17 protein-coding genes are annotated in these 17,386 nt (G+C 66.8%); 14 read left to right on the top strand and 3 right to left on the bottom strand.

Translation table 11 applies throughout. The features are described 5' to 3' along the window. Positions 1-9 precede the first annotated feature (9 nt). From AC1DZT_RS02615 to AC1DZT_RS02630, 4 genes are read left to right on the top strand one after another with little or no spacing between them, the layout of a single operon-like run. Positions 10-951, top strand: coding sequence for an ABC transporter permease (locus tag AC1DZT_RS02615; protein WP_478005030.1), 942 nt, complete (start codon positions 10-12; stop codon positions 949-951). Positions 952-960: 9 nt separating this feature from the next. Then, positions 961-1,980 (top strand): zinc-dependent alcohol dehydrogenase, encoded by a 1,020-nt coding sequence (locus tag AC1DZT_RS02620; protein ID WP_478005031.1) that lies wholly within the window; start codon positions 961-963, stop codon positions 1,978-1,980. Positions 1,981-1,996: 16 nt separating this feature from the next. After that, positions 1,997-3,493, top strand: coding sequence for an aldehyde dehydrogenase family protein (locus tag AC1DZT_RS02625; RefSeq protein ID WP_478005032.1), 1,497 nt, complete (start codon positions 1,997-1,999; stop codon positions 3,491-3,493). Further along, entirely contained in the window at positions 3,493-5,091 is a 1,599-nt protein-coding gene (locus tag AC1DZT_RS02630; RefSeq protein ID WP_478005033.1) for a GMC family oxidoreductase, read from the top strand. Before AC1DZT_RS02625 ends, AC1DZT_RS02630 begins: the two co-directional genes overlap by 1 nt. A gap of 40 nt (positions 5,092-5,131) precedes the next feature. On the opposite strand, the gene AC1DZT_RS02635 is transcribed toward AC1DZT_RS02630, so the two are convergent. After that, positions 5,132-5,950 (bottom strand): aldo/keto reductase, encoded by an 819-nt coding sequence (locus tag AC1DZT_RS02635; protein ID WP_478005034.1) that lies wholly within the window; start codon positions 5,948-5,950, stop codon positions 5,132-5,134. 140 nt (positions 5,951-6,090) lie between these two features. On the opposite strand from AC1DZT_RS02635, the gene AC1DZT_RS02640 reads away from it, so the two are divergent. Genes AC1DZT_RS02640 through AC1DZT_RS02655 form a run of 4 tightly spaced genes read left to right on the top strand, consistent with a single transcriptional unit; the run spans position 6,091 to position 10,007 of the window. Further along, complete coding sequence (locus AC1DZT_RS02640) at positions 6,091-7,662, top strand: acyl CoA:acetate/3-ketoacid CoA transferase (protein ID WP_478005035.1); 1,572 nt, start codon at positions 6,091-6,093, stop codon at positions 7,660-7,662. Beyond that, on the top strand, positions 7,659-8,435 hold the full coding sequence (locus AC1DZT_RS02645) for an enoyl-CoA hydratase/isomerase family protein (protein WP_478005036.1): 777 nt from the start codon (positions 7,659-7,661) through the stop codon (positions 8,433-8,435). Before AC1DZT_RS02640 ends, AC1DZT_RS02645 begins: the two co-directional genes overlap by 4 nt. Position 8,436: 1 nt before the next feature. Then, complete coding sequence (locus AC1DZT_RS02650; protein ID WP_478005037.1) at positions 8,437-8,748, top strand: Dabb family protein; 312 nt, start codon at positions 8,437-8,439, stop codon at positions 8,746-8,748. Beyond that, on the top strand, positions 8,748-10,007 hold the full coding sequence (locus tag AC1DZT_RS02655) for a glycerate kinase type-2 family protein (RefSeq protein ID WP_478005038.1): 1,260 nt from the start codon (positions 8,748-8,750) through the stop codon (positions 10,005-10,007). Before AC1DZT_RS02650 ends, AC1DZT_RS02655 begins: the two co-directional genes overlap by 1 nt. A gap of 3 nt (positions 10,008-10,010) precedes the next feature. On the opposite strand, the gene AC1DZT_RS02660 is transcribed toward AC1DZT_RS02655, so the two are convergent. Together AC1DZT_RS02660 and AC1DZT_RS02665 are read right to left on the bottom strand one after the other, a co-directional pair. Next, on the bottom strand, positions 10,011-10,460 hold the full coding sequence (locus tag AC1DZT_RS02660) for a MaoC family dehydratase (RefSeq protein WP_478005039.1): 450 nt from the start codon (positions 10,458-10,460) through the stop codon (positions 10,011-10,013). Next, positions 10,457-11,473: an aldo/keto reductase gene (locus AC1DZT_RS02665; RefSeq protein WP_478005040.1), complete on the bottom strand. Its 1,017-nt coding sequence runs from the start codon at positions 11,471-11,473 to the stop codon at positions 10,457-10,459. Before AC1DZT_RS02665 ends, AC1DZT_RS02660 begins: the two co-directional genes overlap by 4 nt. Before the next feature lie 155 nt (positions 11,474-11,628). Here AC1DZT_RS02665 and AC1DZT_RS02670 point away from each other — a divergent pair, with 155 nt between their 5' ends. The 6 genes from AC1DZT_RS02670 to AC1DZT_RS02695 are packed head-to-tail and all read left to right on the top strand — an operon-like array spanning position 11,629 to position 17,244. Next, complete coding sequence (locus AC1DZT_RS02670) at positions 11,629-12,771, top strand: acyl-CoA dehydrogenase family protein (RefSeq protein ID WP_478005041.1); 1,143 nt, start codon at positions 11,629-11,631, stop codon at positions 12,769-12,771. Next, positions 12,768-13,532: a 3-ketoacyl-ACP reductase gene (locus AC1DZT_RS02675; RefSeq protein WP_478005042.1), complete on the top strand. Its 765-nt coding sequence runs from the start codon at positions 12,768-12,770 to the stop codon at positions 13,530-13,532. Before AC1DZT_RS02670 ends, AC1DZT_RS02675 begins: the two co-directional genes overlap by 4 nt. A gap of 9 nt (positions 13,533-13,541) precedes the next feature. Next, the gene (locus AC1DZT_RS02680; RefSeq protein WP_478005043.1) at positions 13,542-14,687 is read left to right on the top strand and encodes a dihydrodipicolinate synthase family protein; all 1,146 of its coding nucleotides are present in this window, start codon (positions 13,542-13,544) and stop codon (positions 14,685-14,687) included. Then, positions 14,684-15,544, top strand: a complete 861-nt coding sequence (locus AC1DZT_RS02685) for a sugar phosphate isomerase/epimerase family protein (RefSeq protein WP_478005044.1) — start codon at positions 14,684-14,686, stop codon at positions 15,542-15,544. The genes AC1DZT_RS02680 and AC1DZT_RS02685 overlap by 4 nt, the downstream gene beginning before the upstream one ends. Before the next feature lie 12 nt (positions 15,545-15,556). Beyond that, positions 15,557-16,318 (top strand): electron transfer flavoprotein subunit beta/FixA family protein, encoded by a 762-nt coding sequence (locus AC1DZT_RS02690; protein WP_478005045.1) that lies wholly within the window; start codon positions 15,557-15,559, stop codon positions 16,316-16,318. Next, on the top strand, positions 16,318-17,244 hold the full coding sequence (locus AC1DZT_RS02695; protein WP_478005046.1) for an electron transfer flavoprotein subunit alpha/FixB family protein: 927 nt from the start codon (positions 16,318-16,320) through the stop codon (positions 17,242-17,244). Before AC1DZT_RS02690 ends, AC1DZT_RS02695 begins: the two co-directional genes overlap by 1 nt. Positions 17,245-17,386: the final 142 nt, after the last annotated feature.

Raw genomic sequence — 17,386 nt, forward strand, 5'->3', positions numbered from 1 at the left:
GGCACGAGAATGGACTTCCAGCGTTTCAAACCGCATCTGCCCTGGATTACGCTTCTGGTGCTGGTGGCCGCCGTCGGGCTTGTCGACGACACGTTCCTGCGCCCCTCCAATCTTCTGGCGCTCGCGGGGGATATCGTGCCCCTCTTCATCATGGCGCTGGGTCTGACCTTCGCCATCTACATCGGCGGCATCGACCTTTCGGCACAGTCGATGGCGAACCTGATCACCGTGGTGGCCTCGCTTTACCTGGCCCCGCTGGGGGGATGGGTGGCGCTGCTTTGCCTCGTGGTCGGCTTCGGGATGGGGACGATTTCGGGCTATGTGACGACCAAGCTTCTGGTGCCCTCGTTCATCTCGACCCTCGCGGTCGGCGGGGTGGCCTTTTCGCTGGCGCAGTACCTGTCGGGCCAAAGGGCCCTGAACATGGATGCGGTGCAGCGCGATGCCGTCTTCGGCTGGATGATCGGCAAATCCGGCCCGGTGCCGCATGAGCTGTTCATCGCGGCGGGGCTTCTGGCCATCACCCTCTTCATCGAGCGGCGCACGACGCTGGGCCGCGCCCTCAAGGCAGTCGGCGCGGGCGAGCCTGCGGCGGCGGCCTCGGGGATCAACGTGGCGCGCTACAAGATCCTGGCCTTTGCCATCTCTGGCACACTGGCCGCGGCAGCGGGCCTCTTGTTCGCGGTCAAGCTTTCGGGCGGGGCGCCGACGATTGCCAATGGCTTTCTTCTGCCGGCCATCGTGGCGGTGCTGGTCGGCGGCACGCCCCTGACGGGCGGCGTGGGCGGGGTGCTCAACACCGCCATCGGCACGCTGATCGTGGCGGTGATCCGCGCCTCGATGCTCTATTTCGATATCCAGGCCACCCAGCAGCAGATGGTCTTCGGTCTGGTCCTGATCGCCGCCATCGCCCTGACCATCGACCGCGCCAAGCTGCGCACCGTGAAATAGGGGGCGCCGATGAAAGCCGCTGTCCTGGTCGCACCCGGCAGATTCGAGGTGCGCGATGTCGAGGTGCCCGCCGTCTGCCCCGAGGATGCCCTGATCCGCGTCAGCCGCACCGGGATCTGCGGCACCGATCTGCACATCTTCCACGGCCATTACGCCGCCGACCGTCTGCCGCTGATCCCCGGTCACGAGTTCTGCGGGACGATCGAGAAGGTCGGGGCCAATGTCCGCCACCTGACCCCGGGCCAGCGCGTGGTGGCCGATATCAACATCGGCTGTGGCACCTGCTATTGGTGCCGCCGGAACGAGGTGCTGAACTGCCCGACGATGACCCAGGTCGGCATCGGGCGCGACGGGGCCTTTGCCGAATATGTAGCCCTTCCGGCCCGCCTCGTCATTCCCGCGCCCGATGCGGTGCCCGATGCCGTCCTGGCCCTGACCGAGCCGGTGTCCTGCGTCGTGCGCGCTGCCCGCAAGGCCAAGGCCAGCTTCGGCCAGTCGGTCGTCATCCTTGGCGCCGGGCCGATGGGCAACCTGCATGTCCAGATGATGCGGCTGGTAGGCCTCGCCCCGATCATCGTGGCCGACCTGTCCGAGGCGCGCTGCCGCATGGCGCTGGACGCCGGAGCCGATGCCGCGATCAGCGAACCTGCGCAGCTGCGCGATCAGGTACTGGCGATGACGCAGGGCAGGGGGGCCGATCTGGTGATCGAAAGCGTGGGTTCGCCCCGGCTTTACGCCACGGCCCAGACCCTGATCCGCAAGGGCGGCCATATCGCCCTTTTCGGCCTGACCGGGCCGGAGGAGGCGATGGAGGTCAACATCCTGCGCACCATCCTGGAAGAGAACAGCCTCAAAGGATCGGTCGCCGGCATGGGCGAGGATATGCACGACGCGCTGACCCTGCTGGCGCATGGCCGCTTCAAGACCGCGGCCTTCACGACGGCAAGCTATTCGCTGGCCGAGATCCAGACCGCCTTCGACACTTTCGCGGCCCGCCCGGCCGACCTCAAAACCCAGATCACCTTCTGACGCATTGGAGCCCCTGATGGACCACGCAAGCCACATCCTTTTGCCGCCCACCACCGCGCGTGAATTCGGCTTCTATGTGGATGGCGCCTGGCAGGGCGGCCGCCCCCTGTTCGAGCGCGCCTCGCCCGGGCATGGCGTGCCGGTCACCCTGATCCCGACATGCACGGTGGAGGATCTGAACGCCGCCGTCGCCGCCGCCCGCCGCGCCTTTGAAGACCGGCGCTGGGCGGGGCTTTCGGGCGCCGCGCGCGCCGCTGTCCTTTTGCGCGCGGCCGAGATCCTGCGCCGCCGCCGTGACGAGATCGCCTATTGGGAGGTGCTGGAGAACGGCAAGCCGATCGCCCAGGCCAAGGGCGAGATCGACCATTGCATCGCCTGTTTCGAGGTCGGTGCCGGGGCCGCGCGCCTGCTTCACGGCGACAGCTACAACAGCCTCGGCGACAGCCTGTTCGGCATGGTGCTGCGCGAACCGATCGGGGTGGTGGGCCTCATCACGCCGTGGAACTTCCCCTTCCTGATCCTGTGCGAAAGGGTGCCCTTCATCCTCGCCTCGGGCTGCACGATGGTGGTCAAACCTTCCGAGGTCACCTCGGCCACCACGCTGATCCTCGCCGAAGTGCTGGAGGAGGCCGGTCTGCCTGCCGGGGTCTACAACGTCATCACCGGATCGGGCCGCAGCATCGGCCAGGCGCTGACCGAGCATCCCGATGTCGACATGCTGTCCTTCACCGGATCGACGGCGGTGGGGCGGTCCTGCGTCCATGCCGCCGCCGACAGCAATTTCAAGAAACTCGGGCTGGAGCTGGGCGGCAAGAACCCGATCATCGTCTTTGCCGACAGCGACCTGGACGATGCCGCCGATGCCGCGGCCTTCGGGATCAGCTTCAACACCGGGCAATGCTGCGTCTCTTCCAGCCGGCTGATCGTCGAACGCAGCGTGGCCAAGGCCTTCGAGGCGAAACTCGCCGCCAAGATGGCCAGGATCCGCGTCGGCGACCCCTTGGACGAAAACACCCAGGTCGGCGCCATCACCACCGGCGCGCAGAATGACGTGATCCTGTCCTATATCGCCAAGGGCCAGGCCGAGGGGGCGCGGGTCGTTACCGGCGGCACCGTGCTCGACTTCGGGCGCGGGCAATATATCGCGCCGACGCTCTTCACCGATGTCACGCCGCAGATGGCGATTGCCTCGGACGAGATTTTCGGGCCAGTTCTGTGCTCGATGCCCTTCGACACGCTGGAAGAGGCGATCGCTTTGGCCAATGACACGGTCTACGGCCTTGCCGCCTCGGTCTGGACAAAGGACATCACCAAGGCCCTGACCGTGACGCGAAGGGTCCGGGCCGGGCGGTTCTGGGTCAACTGCATCATGGCGGGAGGGCCGGAGATGCCGCTGGGAGGGTTCAAGCAGTCCGGCTGGGGCCGCGAGGCGGGCAGCTACGGGGTCGAGGAATATACACAGGTCAAATCCGTCCATGTGGAGCTGACCAAGCGGACACATTGGATCGGATGATGGCAGAGCAGGGCTTTGACTATGTGATCGTGGGGGGCGGCTCGGCGGGCTGCGTGCTGGCGGCGCGCCTGTCGGAAAACGCCGCCGTGCGGGTCTGCCTGATCGAGGCGGGGGGGCGTGACACCCATCCCTTGATCCACATGCCGGTGGGCTTTGCCAAGATGACCACCGGCCCCCTGACCTGGGGCCTGACCACCACGCCGCAGCGCCATGCCAACAACCGCGAGATCGCCTATGCCCAGGCCAAGGTTCTGGGCGGCGGGTCTTCGATCAATGCCGAGATCTTCACCCGCGGCCATGCCTCGGACTACGACCGCTGGGCCGCCGAGGGCGCCGAGGGCTGGAGCGCCAAGGACGTGCAGAAATACTTCCTGCGGTCGGAAGGCAACACGACCCTGTCGGGAGAGTTGCACGGCACCGAAGGGCCGCTTGGCGTCTCGAACTTGCCCGACCCCAATCCGATGTCGCGCGCCTTCGTGCAAAGCTGTCAGGAGCGCGGCATCCCCTATAACCCCGATTTCAATGGCGCCCTGCAGGCCGGGTCGGGCTTTTACCAGACCACGACCAAGAACAAGCGGCGCTGTTCGGCGGCGGTGGGCTATCTGCGCCCGGCGATGAGCCGTCCGAACCTGACGCTGGTCACCGGCGCACTGGTGCTTCGGGTGGTGTTTCAGGGCCGCCGCGCCGTGGGGGTCGAATATGCGGTGGGCGGCGCGGTGCAGGTCGCACGCGCCGACAGCGAGGTCATCATCACCTCGGGCGCCATCGGGTCGCCCAAGCTGATGCTCTTGTCGGGCGTGGGCCCGGCGGCCGATCTGGCGCGGCATGGCATCAAGGTGGTGCATGACCTGCCCGGCGTCGGCCAGAACCTGACCGACCATTTCGGCATCGACATCGTGGCAGAGCTGAAGGGCCATGACAGCCTCGACAAATACAACAAGCCGCTTTGGGCGGTGTGGGCGGGGATCGAATATGCCCTGTTCAAGTCTGGGCCGGTGACCTCGAACGTCGTGGAGGCCGGGGCCTTCTGGTATGCCGACCAGACCGCCGCCTGCCCCGATCTGCAATTCCACTTCCTCGCCGGGGCGGGGGCAGAGGCCGGGGTGCCCTCGGTGCCCAAGGGGTCGTCGGGGGTCACGCTGAACAGCTACACCCTGCGCCCGAAATCGCGCGGCTCGGTCACGCTGCGGTCGGGCGATCCGGCGGACCGGCCGCTGGTTGACCCGAATTTCCTGGCCGAGCCGGAGGATCTGCGCATCTCCACCGAAGGGGTCAAGCTCAGCCGCGAGATCTTCAGCCAGCCCTCGCTGCAAAAACATATCCGGATGCTGCGCTTTCCCGATGAGAACGTCCGCACCCAGGCCGATTTCGAGGCCTATGCCCGGCAATATGGCCGCACCTCCTATCACCCGGTGTCGACCTGCCGGATGGGGCAGGACGAGATGGCCGTGGTGGACCCGCAACTTCGCGTCCGGGGGATGGAGGGGCTGCGGATATGCGACAGTTCGGTCATGCCCTCGATGATCGGGTCCAACACCAATGCGCCGACCATCATGATCGGCGAGAAGGCCGCAGACCTGATCCGCGGCAACCACTGAAGCGGGTTAGGGGCGGCCCGCGGTCGGCCGCCCCTTTGTTTCAATCCCAGTCCGGGGCGATTGCGACCTTTTCCCTGGTCACCACGCGGTAACCCGTCGCCGTCATCGCCTCGATCCGCGCCATGTCGATCGAGGAGAGGGTGAAATCCATCACTTCGAAATTCGCTTTGATATTGGCCGGTTTGGTCGACATCGTGTTGATCGACACGCCCTTCTGCAGGATCCAGCGCAGGATGACCTGCGCCGCCGATTTGCCATAGCCGGCGCCGATCTCGGCAAAGAGCGGGTATTTGAACACCTCACCGCGTGCCACCGAGCAATAGGAGGACAGGGGTATCCCCGTCTCTGTTGCGGCGGCGAGCAGGATGTTCTGGTTCAGAAGCGGGTGGAACTCGACCTGGTTGCTGACGATCGGCGCCGCGACGATGTTTTTGGCCTCGCGCATCATCTTCGCGGTGAAGTTCGAGATGCCGATGTTGCGCGTCAGCCCCTCGGCCCGCGCCTGCTCCAGCAGACGCAGGGGCGGGGCGATGTTGCCATCGGCGGGCGGCCAGTGCAGGTAAAGCACATCGACCTGATCGACCTGCAGATCCTTCAGGCTCTGTTCGACCGAGGGCAGGAAATCGTCCGCGCCAAAGGCATCGGGCTTCACCTTGGTGACGATGCACAGATCCTCCCGCGGCACGCCGCTGGCCTTCAGGGCGGCGCCGGTCTCGGCCTCGTTCTCGTACCACTGCGCGGTGTCGAAAGCGCGGTAGCCCGCGGCGATGGCGGCATGGATGGCCTGGCTCAGTTCCTCGCCCCGCAAGGGGAAAGTGCCAAAGCTGCGTTGGTAGGTCTTCTGAAAGCAGATGTTCATATGCCTCTCCCCCAAGGTGGACGCGGATCAGGAGCCTGACAAAAGCGCTGCGAAAAACCGCTTGCTGCCCTTGGCAGGCCGTGCTTATTCTTATAACCAGTTAGTTACTTGCTGCGCAACTGGGCTTGAGGAGAATCGTGATGTCCAAGATCAAAACTGCTGCCGAGGCCGTGCGGCTGATCCGGGACGGGGCGATGGTGGCGGTCAATTCCTCGTCCGGTCTTTGCTGCCCGGATGCGGTTCTGAAGGCGCTGGGCGAAAGGTTCGTGGCAGAGGGGCATCCGCGCGGGCTGACCTCGATCCATCCGATCGCGGCAGGCGACATGTTCGGCAGCCTCGGCGTCGATCACATCGCCAAACCCGGCATGCTGGTGCGGATCATCGGCGGCTCCTACCCCTCGGGCCCTTCGAATGCCGCGCCGCCGCTGATCTGGCAGATGATCCTCGCCGAGGAGGTGGAGGCCTATAACGTCCCGTCTGGCATCGTCTTCGACATGCTGCGCGAGGGGGCCTCCAAGCGGCCGGGGGTGCTGACCAAGGTCGGGATGGAGACTTTCGTCGACCCCGATCAGGAGGGCTGTGCGATGAACGCCACGGCCCGGGCCAAACCCCTGGTGCGGCGGGTGGAGTTCGCCGGCGAGGACTGGCTGCATTTCCCGGCGCTGCAGCCCGATGTGGCGATCATCCGCGCCTCGACCTCGGACGAGAACGGCAACCTGACCTTCGAACAGGAGGGTGCCACCCTGGGTGCGATGGAGATGGCGCTGGCCGCGCGAAACTCCGGCGGGCTGGTGATCGCGCAGGTGCGGCGGATTGCGCAGAACGGCTCCCTCCGTCCGCATGACGTGCGGGTGCCGGGGATTCTGGTCGATGTGATTGTCGAGGCGCCGGACCAGTTGCAGACCACCGCCACGCCCTATGACCCCGCGATCTCGGGTGAGCTGTTCCGCCCGCTCAACACCTTCCGCACGCCGGAGTTCAACCCGTCCAAGGTCATCGCCCGCCGCGTGGCGCAGGAACTTCAGGCCGGCTGGGCGGTGAACATCGGCTTTGGCATCTCGGCCAATGTGCCGCGCATCCTGCTGGAGGAGGGGCTGCATGGCAAGGTCACCTGGGTGATCGAACAGGGCGCGGTGGGGGGCATCCCGCTCCTCGATTTCAAGTTCGGCTGTGCCAGCAATGCCGAGGCTTTCGTCGCCTCGCCCCACCAGTTCAGCTATTTCCAGGCCGGTGGCTTTGACTGTTCGCTGCTGTCGTTCCTCGAGATTGATGCCGAGGGTTCAGTCAACGTCTCGCGCCTGTCGGCCACGCCGCACCGGACGGCGGGGGCCGGGGGATTTGTCGACATCACCTCGCGCGCGCGCAAGATCGTCTTTTCGGGCAATTTCAACGCCGGGGCGAAGATGCATCTGGAGGGCGGGCGGCTGGTGATCGACAAGGAGGGCAAGGTGGCGAAACTGGTGCCCAAGGTCGATCAGGTCAGCTTCTCGGGGCGCCGGGCGCGGGCGCAGGGGCAGGATGTGACCTATGTCACCGAACGCTGCGTGATCCGGCTGGCGGCCGAGGGGCTGGTGGTGACCGAAATCGCCCCCGGCATGGATCTGCAGCGTGACATTCTGGACCAGTCGGCGACGCCCCTCGCCGTGGCGGGTGATCTGAAGATGATGGACGCCGGGCTGTTCCTGGAACCGGCCTTCGGACTGGCGCTATGACCGATCCCCGGCTTGATCTGACGATTTCCGGCAAGGTCGCCCGTCTGGTGATCCGCAGGGTCGAGAAGCTGAACGCGCTGGATGCCGCGATGGTGGAGGCTTTCGTGCCGCTTTGCCGGCAGATCGAACGCTCCGACGCGCAGGTGGTGGTCTTGACGGGCGAGGGCAAGGCCTTCTGCGCCGGGGGCGATATCGCGGCCTGGAGTGCCTTGTCGCCGCAGGATTTCGCCCTGCGCTGGCTGCGCGACGGGCATCAGGCCTTCGACGCCCTGGCCCGCCTGCGCCAGCCCCTGATCGCCGTGCTGAACGGCCATTGCCTCGGCGGCGGGCTGGAGCTTGCCGCCTGCGCCGACCTCAGGATTGCCGAGGCGCATGTGAAGATCGGACTGCCCGAGACCGGACTTGGCATCATCCCCGGCTGGTCGGGCACCCAGCGCCTCAGCCGCAGGTTCGGCACACAGCTGGTGCGGCGGATGGCCCTGATGGGCGAGGTCTTCACCGCCGATCAGGCGCTGGCGCTTGGCATCGTCGATCAGGTCGCGCCCAGCGGAGAGGGGCTTGCCGCCGCCGAACTTGTGGTGGAACGTGTGCTGGCCCGTGCGCCCCTGGCCACGGCTTTGACCAAGATGCTGATCAACGGTGCCGAAGGCGAAGAACAAGGCCGCATCCCCGAGATCCTTGCCGGCGGTTTTGCGGCAGGCTCGGACGAGCTGGCCGAAGGGCTCGCCGCCTTCCGCGAAAAACGAAAACCCCGGTTCGGGGGAAAGGACTGAGATGATCCGACATATCGTCGCCCTGCGGTTTCGCCACGGCACGACCGCCGAGACCAAGGCCGGGCTTTGCGCCGACCTTGCGGGACTGTACGGCCATATCGAGGGGATCCTCGATTTCAAGAGCTTCACCAATGTCTCGGTCGAACTGGCGCTGGTGCGGGGGTTCAACGACCTCTTCTGGTTCGATTTCCGCGATGAAGCGGTGCGGGATGCCTATCTTGTGGACCCCGCGCATCAGGCGATCGGCGCGCGGATCGTGGCGGAAACCGCGGGCGGGCCGGATGGCGTTTTCGTGTTCGACGTGGCCCTGTGATGACACCGGACGACCGCAGCCTTCTGACCGCCCTCTTTGACGCCGCGGTGCAGGCCGCCGACCCGGTCGAAGCCTTGCGCGCCAACTTGCCCGCGCGGCCCAAGGGCCGGGTCGTGGTGATCGGCGCGGGCAAGGGCGCGGCCCAACTCGCCGCCGCTTTCGAGGCGCTGTGGGAAGGCCCCTACGAAGGTCTTGTCGTCACCCGCTATGGCTATGGCTGCCCGACCAAACGCATCAAGGTGATGGAGGCGGCGCATCCGGTGCCCGATGCGGCGGGGCTTGCGGCGAGTGCTGCGCTGTTCGAGGCGGTCAAGGGGCTGGGGCCGGAGGATCTGGTCATTGCCCTCATCTGCGGCGGCGGTTCTGCCTTGCTGCCCTGCCCGCCGGGCGATCTGACCCTGGAGGATGAGGCGGCGCTGAACCGGGCGCTGCTCGCCTCGGGCGCGCCGATTTCGGTGATGAACGCGCTGCGCAAGCAGGTGTCCGGCATCAAGGGCGGGCGTCTGGCGGCGGCCTGCCATCCGGCGCGGGTGGTCAGCCTCGTCGTTTCGGACGTGCCGGGGGATGACCCGGCGCAGGTCGCCTCCGGCCCGACCGTGCCCGATGCGGTGACGCGGGCCGAGGCGCGGGCCATGGCCGCGACCTGGCGGATAGAACTACCGCAGAAAGTGGCGGACTGGCTGGCGGGCGAGGCGGGGCTGGCCCCCAACCCGCAGGATGCGGTCTTTGCCGGGCATGAGGTCCGGGTCATCGCCTCGGCCCGCCTGTCGCTGGAGGCTGCGGCGGCCCGGGCCGAGGCGCTGGGCGTGCCGGCGGTGATCCTGTCGGATGCCATCGAGGGCGAGGCCCGCGACATCGGAAGGATGCACGCCGCCATCGCGCGCGAGGTTGCCACCCGCGGTCGCCCCTTCCGCCGTCCCGTCGTGATCCTTTCGGGCGGTGAAACCACCGTGACCCTGCGCTGCAAGGGAAGGGGCGGCCGCAATTCGGAATTTCTGCTGGCGCTGGCGCTGGCCGCCGAGGGCCTGCCCTTTGCCGCCCTGGCCGCCGACACCGATGGCATCGACGGGTCCGAGGACAACGCCGGCGCCTTCGCCGATGGCACCTCGATGGCGCGGCTGCGCGCTCATGGCTTGGACCCCGCCGCGCAGCTTGCCGCCAACGACGCCTATTCCGCGTTCGGGGCCCTGTCCGACCTGTTCGTTCCCGGGCCGACCGGGACCAATGTCAACGATTTCCGGGCCATCCTGATCCGCTGAACCTCAGCGGTAGACCATCAGCAGATTGTGCCCGCGCTGCACGACCTCGGCCCGCTGGTTGACGGCTGTCACCTCCAGCCGCAGGATGCCGCGGTCCTGCCGCGTGGTCGGCCGCTTTTCCGCGATGGTCAGGCGCGCCTGGATGGAGTCGTCGCAAAGGACCGGCGCCTGAAACCGCCACTCCCAGCCGAGCGAGGCCAGGGCCTTGAACTGGGCCGGGCACTGGTTCTTCAATCCGTCGATCAGCGACAGGACCAGAAGGCCATGCGCGACGCGGGCGGCAAAGCCGTGGCGCTGTGCCGCCGCATCGCTGAGGTGGATCTCGAACCGGTCTCCGGTCAGGTCGGCGAAGGCGTCGATCATCGCGGGCGTGACGGTCAGCCTAGCCGTCTCGATCCGGTCGTCAAGCGCCACATCGTCGAAGCCGTAGCGTCCCGGCGCAAGCTCTCTCATGCCGGAACCGGCGCATCCTCGCGCAAGAGGCCCTTCGTCTTCAGCTCGGCCCAGAAGGCGGCAGGGATCGGGTGGCTGAACCAGGCGAGGTTCTGCTGCAACTGCGTGACATTGCGGGTGCCCGCGATGAAGGAGGGGATCGCCGGATGCGCCGCCACGAACTGCAGGGCGGCGGCGGCAAGCGGCACATCATGGGCGGCACAGACCGCCTCGATCTTGGCGACCTTCTCCATCACCGCGGCAGGGGCCGGGGCGTAGTTGTACTTCGCCCCCGGCCTGGCCCCGGTCGCCAGAATGCCCGAGTTGAAGCCGCCGCCGACCAGAACCGCCGCCCCACGCGCCTCGCACAGCGGCAGGAAGTCGTTCAACGCCTCCTGCTCCAGCAGGGTATAGCGCCCGGCGAGCAGGAAGCAGTCGAAGTCGCGCTGCTTCAGCGCCTCATGGCAGACCTCCCATTCGTTCACGCCGACCCCGATCGCCTTCAGCACCCCCTGGTCGCGCAGAGAGGCGAGGGCGCGGTAGCAGCCGTCCATCGCCTGCCTGAACACCTCGGGCTGTTCGGCGCCCCGGGTGAAGACGTCGATGTCATGGATGAACATGATGTCGATATGTTCCAAGGCCAGCCTTTGCAGGCTGTCTTCGACCGAGCGCATCGTGCCGTCGTAGGAATAGTCGAAATACATGGTGAAGGGGGCGGCATTGACCCAGGGGGCAAAGTCGATGCTGGCGCGGCGCGCCGGTTTCAGCAGGCGCCCGACCTTGGAGGCCAGAACGAAATCGTCGCGGTTCTTCCAGCGCAGCGCCTGTCCGGTGCGCGCCTCGGACAGGCCGTGTCCATACATGGGGGCGGTGTCATACAGGCGAATCCCGGCGTTCCAGGCGGTGTCGAACATGGCGGTCGACATGCCCTCGTCGATCTCGGCCAGGAAATTGCCGACCGGTGCGGTGCCGAATCCAAAGGCCGTCACCTCCAGATCCGTCCGTCCGAATTTGCGCTTCTGGGTCGGTTGCATGGGAAACTCCCCGAGGTTAAGTAACTATTTGGTTATTTGTAGCCGAGATTCCGGACGCTGCAAGCCTGTTTGCGACCTTGACCCAACTTTTCGGTCTTGACCTCGAGGCGCGGCCGCCAATAATGTAACCAGATAGTTACTAAAGGCGGAGCGACATGTATCTGACCGAGACTCATATCCAGGTGCGCGACATGGCGCGGACCTTCGCGGACGAGGTGATCCGCCCGGTGGCCGAGGAGCTGGACCGCGAGGAAAAGTTCCCCGCCGGGCTTTATGACGAGATGGCCAAGCTGGGGCTTTTCGGCATCGGCGTGCCCGAAGCGCTGGGCGGGCCGGGGTTCGACACGCTGACCTATGCGCTGGTGATGGAGGAGGTGTCGCGCGGCTATGCCTCGGTCGCCGATCAATGCGGGCTGCTGGAGCTGATCTCGACCCTCCTGGTGCGCCATGGCAGTCCCGCCCAGCAGGGCCTGCTGCCCGCGATCCTCGCGATGAAGACCAGGGTGGCCTATTGCATCACCGAACCCGAGGCCGGGACCGATGTGTCCGGCATTCGCACCACCGCCGTGCCGGATGGCGACGGCTGGGTGCTGAACGGCGGCAAGATCTGGATCCACAATGCCCCGGTGGCCGATCTGGGCTTTGTCCTCGCCCGGACGGACAAGGAGGCGGGCAATCGCGGCATGTCGATCTTCATCGTCGATCTGCATGCCGCAGGCGTCACGCGCGGCCCGAAGGAACACAAGATGGGCCAGCGCGCCAGCCAGGTCGGCGCCTTGACCTTCCAGGACGTGCGCCTTGGCCCGGAGGCCCTGCTGGGCACGCCGGGGCGCGGCTTTCACATGATGATGTCGGTGCTGGACAAGGGCCGCGTCGGCATCGCCTCGCTCGCCGTGGGGATCACCCAGGCCGGACTTGAGGCCGCGGTGGATTATGCCGGCCAGCGCAAGCAGTTCGGCAAGGCGATTGCCGAGTTCCAGGGCGTCCAGTGGCTTCTGGCCGACATGGCCAAGGACATCGAGGCCGCCCGCCTGCTGGTCCATTCCGCCGCCGTCAAGATCGACCGGGGCGAGGATGCCACCCGGTCCTGTTCGATCGCCAAGTGCTTTGCCGGCGACATGGCGGTGGCGCGGACGGCGGATGCGGTGCAGGTCTTCGGCGGTTCGGGCTATATCCGCGGGTTCGAGGTGGAGCGGCTATATCGCGATGCCAAGATCACCCAGATCTACGAGGGCACCAACCAGATCCAGCGCATGATCATCGCACGCGAGCTTCTGAAGAAGGGGGCGCGGGCATGAGTGGTCCGGTCGCCCTCGTCACCGGATCGTCGCGCGGCATCGGTCTTGCCGCCGCCAAGGCGCTGGCCCGCGAGGGTTTTGCCGTGGCGCTGAACGGCCCGTCGGAGGATGACGAACTGCGCGCTGCGGTGGCAGCGGTTTCCGCCCTCGGCCCCTGTGTGGCGGCGGCTTTCGATGTGTCGAACCTCGCCGCCCACGACGCGGCGCTGGCTAAGGTCGAGGCCGCCCTCGGCCCCCTCACCACGCTGGTCAACAATGCCGGCGTCGGCGTTCTGAGCCGTGGCGATCTCCTGGACGTGACCGAGGCCAGCTGGGATCGCTGCCAGACGGTAAATGCCAAGGCGATGTTCTTCCTGTCGCAGGCCTTCGCGAGGCGGCTTCTGGCACGTCAGCGCGCGGCCCTGTTCCATGCGATCATCAATGTCACCTCCTCCAACGCCATGGCGGTGGCCGTCCAGCGCGCCGAATACTGCGCCTCCAAGGCCGCCGCGGCGATGGTGTCCAAGACGCTGGCCGTGCGGCTCGGGCCGGAAAACATCGCCGTCTACGATGTGCAGCCCGGCCTGATCGCCACCGAGATGACCGCCCCCGTGATCGACACCTATGCCAAGCGCGCCGAACAGGGCCTGACCCTGTTCCCCCGCATCGGCCAGCCCGAGGATATGGGCGCCATCATCGCCTCGCTTGCCTCAGGCAAGCTTCCCTACACCACCGGACAGGTGATCTCGGCCGATGCCGGGATGCTTGTCCCGCGCTTTTGAGGTTCGCCCATGAAGATTGCCCTCCCCGATCAGACGGGCCGGATGGTGGATTACACGCTGACCGGAACCCCCATCGCCGTGGCGAAGCTGGGGGCCAACCCGGCCCGCGTGGTCTATTCCGCCGCCCATGTCGTGGCCGACCCCTTCACCGCCAATGACCCCTCGGGCCGCGCCACGGTCGACTGGGCCAGGACGATGGAGTTTCGCCGCTATCTGGCCGACCTTGGCCTTGGCATTGCCGAGGCGATGGACACCGCCCAACGCGGCATGGGCCTCGACTGGCCCGGCGCGCTGGAGCTGATCCGCCAGACCCGGACCGAGCTGCCCGAGGCTCTTGTCGCCAACGGCTGCGGCACCGACCATCTGCCGCCCGGGGCCTATACGCTCGATCAGGTCACGGCGGCCTACCTCATGCAGGTCGAGGCGATCCAGTCCCTCGGCGGGCGCATCATCCTGATGGCCAGCCGGGCGCTGGTGCAGGCCGCCAAAGGGCCGGAGGATTACCTCAAGGTCTATTCCGAGGTGCTTTCCGCCTGCGATCACCCCGTCATCCTGCACTGGCTGGGCGAGATGTTCGACCCGGCGCTGGCCGGCTACTGGGGCGCCGCGACCTTCGAACAGGCGCTGGACACGGCGCTGGCGGTGATCAGCGCCAATCAGGCCAAGGTGGATGGCATCAAGATCTCCCTCCTCGACAAGGACAAGGAGATCCGGATGCGCCGCCTTCTGCCCAAGGGCGTCAAGATGTACACCGGCGACGATTTCAACTACCCCGAGCTGATCGAGGGCGATGCCGAGGGCCATTCCCACGCGCTTCTGGGCATCTTCGACCCCTTGGCCCCTGCCGCCGCCCATGCCGTCAGCCGGCTTGGCGCGGGCGATGCTGCCGCCTTCCGCGCCACGCTTGACCCCACGGTGCCGCTGGCCCGGCTGATCTTCCGCGCGCCGACCCAGTTCTACAAGACCGGGGTGGTCTTCCTCGCCTGGCTCAACGGCTTTCAGGACCATTTCATCATGCTGAACGGCGCGCAGGCGATGCGGCCCTTGCCCTATTTCACCGAGACCTTCCGCCTGGCCGACAGCTGCGGTCTGCTGCGCAACCCGGAGCTTGCGGTGCAGCGGATGAAGACGCTTCTTGGCGTTTACGGCGCATGATGCGGGACTTTTCGCATGACCATTCGGCACTTGCGCTCAACACGGCAAGCCTCGGCCACAACCTCGAGGGCAAGGGGGCCGGATGGTCGCCCGAGCGTGTGATCGACGCCTGCGCCGAACGCGGCTTTGGCGGCATCGTCTTCTGGCGGCGCGAGATCGGGACACGCGCGGTCGAGATCGGCACCCGGGCGAGGGCCGCCGGGCTGAAGGTCGCGGGCCTGTGCCGCGCGCCCTTTCTGGTCGGACCCATGGCGCCCAAGGGCCGCGTGGCGGTGATGGACGACTTCTTCGCCGCGATCGACATGGCGGCGGCGCTTGAGGCGCGGGTCCTGACCATCGTCGTGGGCGGTGTCGAACCCGGCACCAAAGGCATCGCCGAAAGCCTGAAAATGGTGACCGACCGCGTTGCCGAAGTGGCGCCCTATGCTGCCGCCCGCGATGTCCGTCTGGCGCTGGAGCCTTTGAACCCGGTCTATGGCGGCAACCGCTCCTGCCTGACCACGACCCGCGATGCGCTCGACATCTGCGATGCGATCGGGGCGCCCAACCTTGGCGTCGCGGTCGATGTCTATCACGTCTGGTGGGACACCGACCTGCCCCGCCAATTGCACCGCGCCGGCGGGCGGATCTTCGGCTACCATCTCTGCGACTGGCTGGCCGACACGCAGGACGTGCTTCTGGACCGTGGCATGATGGGCGACGGCGTGGCCGACCTGCGCGCCCTGCGGGCCGCGGTGGAGGGGGCGGGCTATCAGGGCCTCTGCGAGGTTGAAATCTTCAGTGCCGCGAACTGGTGGCTGCGCGATCCGGCCGAGGTGCTGGATGTGATGGTCGAGCGGTTCCGCGCCGTCTGCTGAAAGGGAAGTGCGATGAAGGTACTGGTGCCTGTCAAACGTGTGATCGACTACAACGTGAAGGTTCGCGTGCGTGCGGACGGGTCCGGTGTCGATCTGGCGAATGTGAAGATGTCGATGAACCCTTTCGACGAGATCGCGGTGGAAGAGGCGATCCGCTTGAAGGAGAAGGGGATTGCGACCGAGGTCATCGTGGTGTCCATCGGCGTGAAACAGGCGCAGGAGACCTTGCGGACCGCTCTGGCCATGGGCGCCGACCGTGCAATCCTGATCGAGGCCACCGCTGACGTGCAGACCGATATCGAACCCCTCGCCGTGGCCAAGCTTCTGGCGGCGGTTGTGGCGGCAGAGGCGCCGGGTCTGGTGCTTTGCGGCAAGCAAGCCATTGATAACGATATGAATGCGACGGGGCAGATGCTCTCGGCGCTCCTCGGTTGGGCGCAGGGCACCTTCATCTCCGAACTCAGCATTGCCGATGGCAAGGCCACCGTGACCCGCGAAGTGGATGGCGGGTTGCAGACCATCGCCGTCACCCTGCCTGCCGTGCTGACGGTCGATCTGCGCCTCAACGAGCCGCGCTATGCCAGCCTGCCCAACATCATGAAGGCCAAGGCCAAGCCGCTGGCGATCAAGACCCCGGCGGATTTCGGCGTCGACATCGCGCCGCGCCTGACCGTGCTGAAGACGGTCGAACCGGCAGGCCGCAAGGCCGGCGTCAAGGTCGGCTCGGTGGACGAGCTGATCGCCAAACTCAAAGACGAAGCGGGGGTGCTCTGATGGCCGTTCTTCTGATTGCCGATGTGAATGACGGCCATTTGGCGACCGATGCCGTGGCCAAGACCCTGGCGGCCGTGAGCGCCCTGGGCGAGGTTCATGTGCTGGTCGCAGGCACGGGCGGCGATGCGGCGGCGGCCGAGGCGGCCACGCTGCAGGGCGTCGCCAAGGTCCTCTTCGCCGATGACCACGCCTATTGCCACGCCATGGCCGAGGCGACCGCGGCGCTGGTGGTGGGGCTTGCGGGGTCCTACAGCCATATCTGTGGGGCCTCGACGGCGGCCAACAAGAACATCCTGCCGCGCGTGGCGGCTTTGCTCGACGTGATGGTGCTCTCGGATGTGACCGCGATCCTCGACGCCGAGACCTTCGAGCGCCCGATCTATGCCGGCAACGCGATGCAGACGGTGAAATCCTCCGATGCGACCAAGGTCTTCACGGTGCGCACCGCGGGCTTCACCGCCGTCGGCGCCGGCAATGCCGCCCCGGTCGAGAAGATCGGCGGCCCCGGCGCCTCGGCACTTTCGGCCTGGGTCGAGGACCGTGTGGCGACCTCCGACCGGCCTGAGCTGACCTCGGCCGGTATCGTCGTCTCGGGCGGCCGTGGCGTGGGCTCGAAGGAAAGCTTCGATCTGATCGAGAAGCTGGCCGACAAGCTGAACGGCGCTGTCGGCGCCAGCCGGGCCGCCGTGGACTCGGGCTATGCCCCGAACGACTGGCAGGTCGGCCAGACCGGCAAGGTCGTGGCGCCGAACCTCTATGTCGCGGTCGGCATCTCGGGCGCGATCCAGCACCTCGCCGGCATGAAGGATTCGAAGGTCATCGTCGCGATCAACAAGGACGACGAGGCCCCGATCTTCCAGGTCGCCGACTACGGCCTCGTCGCCGACCTCTTCACCGCGGTCCCCGAGCTGATCGAAAAGCTCTGACCTCTCCGGTAGGATGGGCAATCTGCCCATCTTCCGGTAGGCGGGCGACGGGGGCCGGGGGCGCAGATCCGGCGCTTCGCCACAAACCGCCCAATTGCGGGGCAATGTCCCGCCGAGGCCGCGTCTTGACCCGTTCCGCGAC

The sequence above is a fragment of the Rhodobacter sp. P1_C2 genome, assembly GCF_056406375.1.